Consider the following 6,302-nt stretch of genomic DNA (forward strand, 5'->3'; position numbering starts at 1 on the left):
GGACAGGCCGCCCGTCACATAGGGCATGATGCCGCTGCGCGTTGTCACGCCGAGCCGGGCACGCAGATTGCCGTTCCAGTCGATCTGACGGCGCATGGTGTAGTAGGCAGGCGTCGTCGAATATTCGCTCACCGCATCGTCGATATACGTCTTGCCCGCTTCGGCGACCACACCCGCGACGATGCTGCCGAACTGCCGGTCGTAGCCGACGTGGCCCATCCAGCTCAGCGCATCCTTGTCGCCGCGGCAGCCGCTGTCAGGCGTCGCGCCGCGCGCCGCACCGCCGCACGTGCCGGGAGAAAAGGCATTCGCGCCAGCCGTCGTGGTGACGGTGTCGTTGAAGTTGCCATCGGCGTTGGTGTCGAAACGCAGATGCTCGTTGCTGTCATTCTGCTGGAACGTGTAACCGATCGAGCCGCCGACATACGGGCCGCTCCAGTCCACCGCATCCCCGTCCTGCGCGAAAGCCGGCGCGGCAAGAGCGAGCGCCATCGCGCCCAAAGGCGCAAAGTACAGTGCCCTCATGGAAATCCTCCTTATCAGACGGCCAACTCAGCCGCTGTCGGAAGGGCAAACTGCGAGGAGCAACCGTTAGTTGCGCCGCTTTACCATGACGTTTTGTTGCCCGTGCACCAATGTGCACACAACCGCTGGTGCACCTCAGCCAAACGTGAAGGCAAACGCCTGAACTCCGGGGTCGAGGAACTCGATCGCGAAAGTACGCTCCGCCGTGCCGCCCTGCATCCTGACCAATTGATAGAGCCGCTGGCCATCGACCAACCCGTTGCCGCGCGGATCGACATCGGCGCCGTGATCGGCTCCGGGCGCCTGGCCATCGATCGTCACCCGGAACCGTACCGCCCGGCCCGCTCGCGCCGGACCGAGTACAAGGTGCACGTCACGAGCGTGAAAGCGATAGACGATGCGTCCTCCTGCAGCGTCGAGCGAAGCCTGTTCGCGGCCGACCGACCATTCACCGGCAAGGCCCCAGGCGTCGCGCTGCGGGCTAGCGGGAGCCGCGTAGTCATGGCGGGTATCTCGGACAAGACCGCCCGGCGAGGCGAACCGCATCGCCTTGCCGTAGCCGAGGTAGGTTTCAGGCGATCGCGCCTTCCCCTGCCCCGCGGCGGCTCCGGCTCCGATCGCCGAAACCGTGACCGTTCCCGCATTACCCACCGCGCTGCCGTTCTCCGCGAGCAGCCGCTGGATCACCCTTTCAGACTGCGCATAGTCGCCCTCGCCGAAATGATGGTAGCGGATGCGGCCCTTGCCATCGATGAAGTAGTGCGCCGGCCAGTAGCGATTGCGGAACGCGCGCCACACGCCATGATCGTTGTCGATCGCGACAGGATAGGCAATGCCGAGGTCACCTACCGCCTTGCGGACGTTGGCGGGATCCTTTTCAAAGGCGAACTCGGGTGTATGGACGCCAATCACCACCAGCCCCTGGTCGCGGTACTTCTCCGCCCAGGCCCGAACGTAAGGCAGCGAGCGCAGGCAGTTGATGCAGCTGTAGGTCCAGAAGTCGACCAGGACGACTTTCCCGCGCAGTGATTCCGGGGTTAGCGGCGGGGAGCCGATCCATTCGGTCACTCCCGCAAGCGAGGGGAACCGACCTTCTTCCACCAGTTGCCCGCCCTTGCCCATGGCGGCTGAGGACATCGCGTCGTCCTGGTGAAACCGGTCCAGCAAGCCCTGCTCGAAACGCGCCGTGCCTGACAGCGACAGGCGGGTCAGCAGCCCGGTGTCCAGCCCCAGAGCTATAGCGACGACGCCAACCAGGACGGCGACGCCCAACGCCTTGCGGATGCGTTCGCCTACGCCGATCGAACGCTTCATCGCCGCGAAGACCTTTCCGCCCACCAGCAAGGCCAGTGCCAGGGAAGTCGCGGCCCCTGCCGCGTAGGCCAGCAGCAACAGGCTCGTATGCGCGCTAGCGCCCTGCAGCGCCGCCCCGGTGAGAACGAGGCCAAGCACCGGCCCCGCGCAGGGCGCCCACAGCAAGCCGGTGGCGACGCCCAGCAGGAGCGAGGCGAAGAAACTCGACGCTCCGCGATCCGCCCGGTCCGCAGACTGCGACAATCTTCCTCCCAGCGCGACCAGTGGCCGCGTCGCCCGGTCGGCAAGGGCGGGAAACAGCAGCAGCAAGCCGAAGGCGGCAAGCACGACGAGCGCCGCGATGCGCCCATAGGCGTTCGCCTGGACGGCCCATCCACCCCCGACTGCCGCCAACGTCGCGACGGCGGCGAAGGTCAACGCCATGCCCAGTAGCAGCGGCAACCCGCTGCGCAGGAACGGCCTGTCGGCGCGCGCGAAGACGAAAGGCAGCACGGGCAGGATGCATGGACTGATGATGGTCAGCACACCCCCCAGATAAGCCAGCAGGAAGAGAATCATGTGGTGTCGTCGCCTTGCCGCAGATGCCGAAGCGCGCCCCGCTCCCGTACGTGGGCGGGTTTGGTGCTGCGACCCATAAACTCCCGCGCACCATAATGATGCATGAATGATCGACGCAGTGCTCTTTGACGGAGAATTCGACGACCGCCTGCATCCTTTCGGCATGTTTCGTCGTATCTGTTTACAGACGACGCAAGCCGAAAGCCCCGCCCATGAACCGTATCGCCAACACCGCCATGATCGTTGTCACCGTTGCCGGGACGGTAGCCGGCTTCGCCGCGCTTCTCCGCGAGAGCAGCGTCGAAGCCGCTTCCTCCCAGGCCGTGTTCCGCATCCCGCCACCGGCGTTCGAGACGCCCGAGGCAGGCAAGCGCGAGACTGCCGTGTTCGCTGGCGGCTGTTTTTGGGGCGTTCAGGGGGTATTCCAGCATGTCCGCGGCGTGAGCAGCGCGATATCGGGCTATGCAGGCGGCGATCGGGGCAGCGCGCACTACGCGGTGGTATCCCGCGGGGGCACTGGCCATGCCGAGGCGGTGAAGGTCACTTACGATGCCCGGCAGGTCAGTTACGGGCAACTCCTGCATGTGTTTTTCTCGGTGGTCGCGGATCCCACGACGCTCAATGCGCAAGGCCCGGATCGCGGCACCCAGTATCGCAGCGCGCTGTTTCCCCTTTCGCCCGGGCAGCGCGCGACGGCCGATCGATACATCGCCCAACTGGGCAAGACCAGCGCCTGGAAGCGCCCGATCGTTACCAGCGTGGAACCGTTCAAGGGTTTCTACCCTGCCGAGGGTTATCATCAGGACTACCTGACCTTGCATCCGGATTCGGCCTATATCCGCCGAAACGACCTGCCCAAGGTCGCTGCACTAAAGGCGACGTTTCCTGCGCTCTATCGAAGCAGTCCCGTCCTCGTCTCCGCGCGAGGCGCCAGTCCGTCACAGGAGCGTTGATACGATACCGGTCTGATGCCTTGACCACGACATCGGCACACTCTCAACCCACAGGATATGCAAAAGCCATGATTCCGCACGTTTTCCCGATGAGCCGCCGCGGCTTCTCCTCGTCGGTGGTCGCTGCAGGCACCGCTGCCCTGATCGGCGGGCGAGCGGTCGCCGCTCCGGATGCCCCTCTAAGGCTGTCGGACGCGGAATGGCGAAAGCGGCTATCCCCTCCGGCCTATGCGGTACTGCGCCAGGGAAGCACCGAGCGTCCCTATTCGAGTGCTTTGCTGAAAGAGCATCGCAAGGGCCGTTTTCTGTGCGGGGGCTGCGACCTCGCGTTGTTCTCCTCAACCACCAAGTTCGAAAGCGGTACGGGCTGGCCCAGTTTCTGGAACCATTTCCCCGGCGCGGTGATGATCGTCGCCGACCGCTCGATGGGCATGGTGCGCAAGGAGGTGCGCTGCATGCGCTGTGACGGGCATCTGGGCCACGTCTTCGACGACGGACCGCCGCCTACCGGTTTGCGCTACTGCATGAACGGGGCTGCGCTGACGTTCCGACCCGCCTGACGCGTGCACGGGAACGGGATGGCAAGGCTCAGCGGGGCCGGAAAGGCCAGGCAGTGACTTTCGCCGCCCACAACGGCAACCAGATGAGTACCGGCTGCAAGGCAAGGCGTGGTACGTGATAGGCAAGTCCCATTCCATGCCCGGGCCTTGCAAGATCGAGAAGCATATGCTGGACGTTCGCAGGCCAGACGCACAATGCATAGGCTGCAAGTCCCCATGCCGCAGCAGCGCGAAGCCGAGGCGCCCATCCTTGTCCTATACCGGCAGCGCCGGCAATTTCCGCAATACCGGTCAACATGACAACCGCTTCAGGTGCGGGAACCCAGCCTGGAACGATCGCGACGAACGGCGCAGGCACGGCCAGATGGAGCGCTCCAGCTACCGCGTAAAGCAGCGCCAGCACCGCGCGGAAGATCGTTTGCAAATCCATTGAGGTCATGATCTTACGAAACGTCCCTGTTGTCACCAGCGCCCTCACAACGGACGTTCCAGGATCGACTCCCGCTGTCCGTTAGTGGATCGTCTGCTGTTCGGACGCGGTGGTCCGCCCGATGAAGCGCCGGGTTTCTCGTTCCAGCCCGCCGCGAACCCGGGACAGGGTCAAGCAGAACTTGTTACCGCCGACAGAGACAGGTATTGCGCCGCGCGACACGGGGTGACCTAAACCGATACATCGCGTAAGGCACCGGAGAATTCAGATACCGCAGGCCACCATGGTGAGTACGCCCGTCATGCTCAGCCCCTTGCTGCCGACGAAGCCTCCGTGGATCACCGTCGTCTGGACCTGGGCGCCGGCATCGTCGCCGATCACTGCTATCGAATGCACCCCGCTGTCGAATGGGAGTAACCCCTTCTCGTTGCGTAGAAGCACCGTACCCTGGGCAGCGATATCGTGCGCGAGCACAACGTGTCGCCCCATGCTCGCCGCGTCGCCCGTCGAAGGGTGTCCGGTCCAGACCCAGCCGCAACATCGGCGTGATCACATTGAGGGCCATCCTGTCAATCTGGGCTTGGGTAACCTCGCCGCGCATGACGGCGCTGCGAAGCGGGACCGCGTAGAAGTCCGGAAAGCCGAACGGGCTAGCCCCGCCGGGCATGGCCATGTCCATCCCGGCGTTTACCGCCCCAAGGGTGGAACGCTGGGCGAAGTGCCAGTCCGACATGACATTTCCGAAGAGCAGTTGCGGCGCACGTTCCAGACCAACATCTTCGGCCTGTTCTTTCGAAGGGCGCCGCCATCGTCAATTGCACCAGTGTGACGATGTACCGGAGCAGCAAGGAACTGCTGGACTACAACTCGACCAAGGGGACGATCACCGCCTTCAACCGCTCGCTGTCCGAAAACCTCATCGAGCAGGGCATCCGCGTGAACGCCGTGGCGCCGGGGCCGATCTGGACGCCGCTGAACCCCAGCGGCGGCGCCAGCCCTGAAAAGCTCGAGCACTTCGGCGAGGGGACCCCGATGGAACGCCCCGGACAACCCAATGAAGTCGCACCCGCCTTTCTGTTCCTCGCGTGCGAGGACGCCAGCTACACGAGCGGGCAGGTGCTGCATCCCAACGGCGGCATCATCGTGAACGCATGAAGGTCCCCGAAAACCCTTTGTGACCGCCGGAAGTGCAATTGGGTCACAAGGATGATCCATAGGAGGGGAGGTCATCTGCATCTGCGGCGACCTCCCCTTCGCCAGCTCCGCTTTACTTCTCCGGCTTCCAGCCCATCGCCGAAAGCATGACGTCGAACAGCCGGGTGTTCGGGAAGAACCCGTGAACCTTGTCCGCGCCGGGGCCGGAGGCCGCGGCGATCACTTCTTCTCCCGTATGGCCGCCGTGGACGCTGATGACGTCGTTCGTGGCATCGGTGACGCCCGGCTTGGCGACTTCGGCGTCATACTGCGCCGCCAAAGGTTCGCCACGCGTGCCGCCGCTCATGCGCAGGCCGAAGCTGTGGTCGGCGGTGAACAGGATCAGCGTGTCCTTGCCGGCAATCTGGCTGACGCGGCGGATCATCTCGTCCATTTCCCTGACATGGCCGAGGCCCTTCTTCGGGTCGTCGGTGTGCATGTCCCACTCGACCATCAGGAAGTAACCCTTGGGATTGCGCGCCAGCTGCGCGATCGTCGCCTCCACCGCCGGGATCGGGGCGAAATCAGCGTCGCGCAGCACCGCCACACGCGCTGCGTCGCGCACGATCGCAGTGTCCTCGCCGTAGCGATAGCCGGCTGCGGCGAAGGCCTGCTCAGGCGTGGTCTGCTGCTTGGCGAAGGAGGCGGCGGCGTCAGCCCGGCCCTTGCCGATCAGAATATCGACGCCGTCACCGAAGCGGGGCTTCAGCATCTGACGGAAGATCTCGTCCTTGTCCTTGCGCGCGCCGACATGGGCAAAAGTGGCGG

At 64.6% G+C, this 6,302-nt stretch carries 7 protein-coding genes and 1 pseudogene; 3 read left to right on the forward strand and 5 right to left on the reverse strand.

Translation table 11 applies throughout. The annotated features are described in order from the left end of the window. Both LH128_RS19560 and LH128_RS19565 read right to left on the reverse strand, forming a co-directional pair. On the reverse strand, positions 1-525 hold a 525-nt coding region (locus tag LH128_RS19560; protein ID WP_008831414.1), incomplete at its 3' end, for an outer membrane protein. A gap of 135 nt (positions 526-660) precedes the next feature. Then, complete coding sequence (locus LH128_RS19565) at positions 661-2,397, reverse strand: cytochrome c biogenesis protein DipZ (protein ID WP_008831415.1); 1,737 nt, start codon at positions 2,395-2,397, stop codon at positions 661-663. Positions 2,398-2,609: 212 nt separating this feature from the next. Between LH128_RS19565 and msrA the strand changes: the two genes are divergently transcribed. Both msrA and msrB read left to right on the forward strand, forming a co-directional pair. After that, entirely contained in the window at positions 2,610-3,350 is a 741-nt protein-coding gene (gene msrA, locus LH128_RS19570) for a peptide-methionine (S)-S-oxide reductase MsrA (RefSeq protein WP_008831416.1), read from the forward strand. 68 nt (positions 3,351-3,418) lie between these two features. Continuing rightward, positions 3,419-3,910 (forward strand): peptide-methionine (R)-S-oxide reductase MsrB, encoded by a 492-nt coding sequence (msrB, locus tag LH128_RS19575; protein ID WP_008831417.1) that lies wholly within the window; start codon positions 3,419-3,421, stop codon positions 3,908-3,910. A gap of 28 nt (positions 3,911-3,938) precedes the next feature. Here the strand turns inward: msrB and LH128_RS32365 are convergent, their stop codons facing one another. Together LH128_RS32365 and LH128_RS34680 are read right to left on the reverse strand one after the other, a co-directional pair. Further along, positions 3,939-4,340: a DoxX family protein gene (locus LH128_RS32365; protein ID WP_081799170.1), complete on the reverse strand. Its 402-nt coding sequence runs from the start codon at positions 4,338-4,340 to the stop codon at positions 3,939-3,941. Positions 4,341-4,604: 264 nt separating this feature from the next. Next, the gene (locus LH128_RS34680; RefSeq protein WP_256434604.1) at positions 4,605-4,736 is read right to left on the reverse strand and encodes a hypothetical protein; all 132 of its coding nucleotides are present in this window, start codon (positions 4,734-4,736) and stop codon (positions 4,605-4,607) included. A gap of 337 nt (positions 4,737-5,073) precedes the next feature. Between LH128_RS34680 and LH128_RS19585 the strand changes: the two are divergent. After that, a pseudogene (locus LH128_RS19585) lies at positions 5,074-5,495 on the forward strand (SDR family oxidoreductase); the annotation flags it as partial. Between the two features lie 112 nt (positions 5,496-5,607). On the opposite strand, the gene LH128_RS19590 reads toward LH128_RS19585, so the two are convergent. After that, on the reverse strand, positions 5,608-6,302 hold a 695-nt coding region (locus LH128_RS19590), incomplete at its 5' end, for an alkaline phosphatase (RefSeq protein ID WP_008831421.1).

This window comes from Sphingomonas sp. LH128 (assembly GCF_000293195.2).
GTDB lineage: Bacteria > Pseudomonadota > Alphaproteobacteria > Sphingomonadales > Sphingomonadaceae > Novosphingobium > Novosphingobium resinovorum_A.

Bases quoted from the DNA above. Each gene is read 5' to 3' on its own strand.
- msrA (WP_008831416.1), top strand. From the start codon at position 2,610: ATGAACCGTATCGCCAACACCGCCATGATCGTTGTCACCGTTGCCGGG.
- LH128_RS19565 (WP_008831415.1), bottom strand. From the start codon at position 2,397: ATGATTCTCTTCCTGCTGGCTTATCTGGGGGGTGTGCTGACCATCATC.
- LH128_RS32365 (WP_081799170.1), bottom strand. From the start codon at position 4,340: ATGGATTTGCAAACGATCTTCCGCGCGGTGCTGGCGCTGCTTTACGCG.
- msrB (WP_008831417.1), top strand. From the start codon at position 3,419: ATGATTCCGCACGTTTTCCCGATGAGCCGCCGCGGCTTCTCCTCGTCG.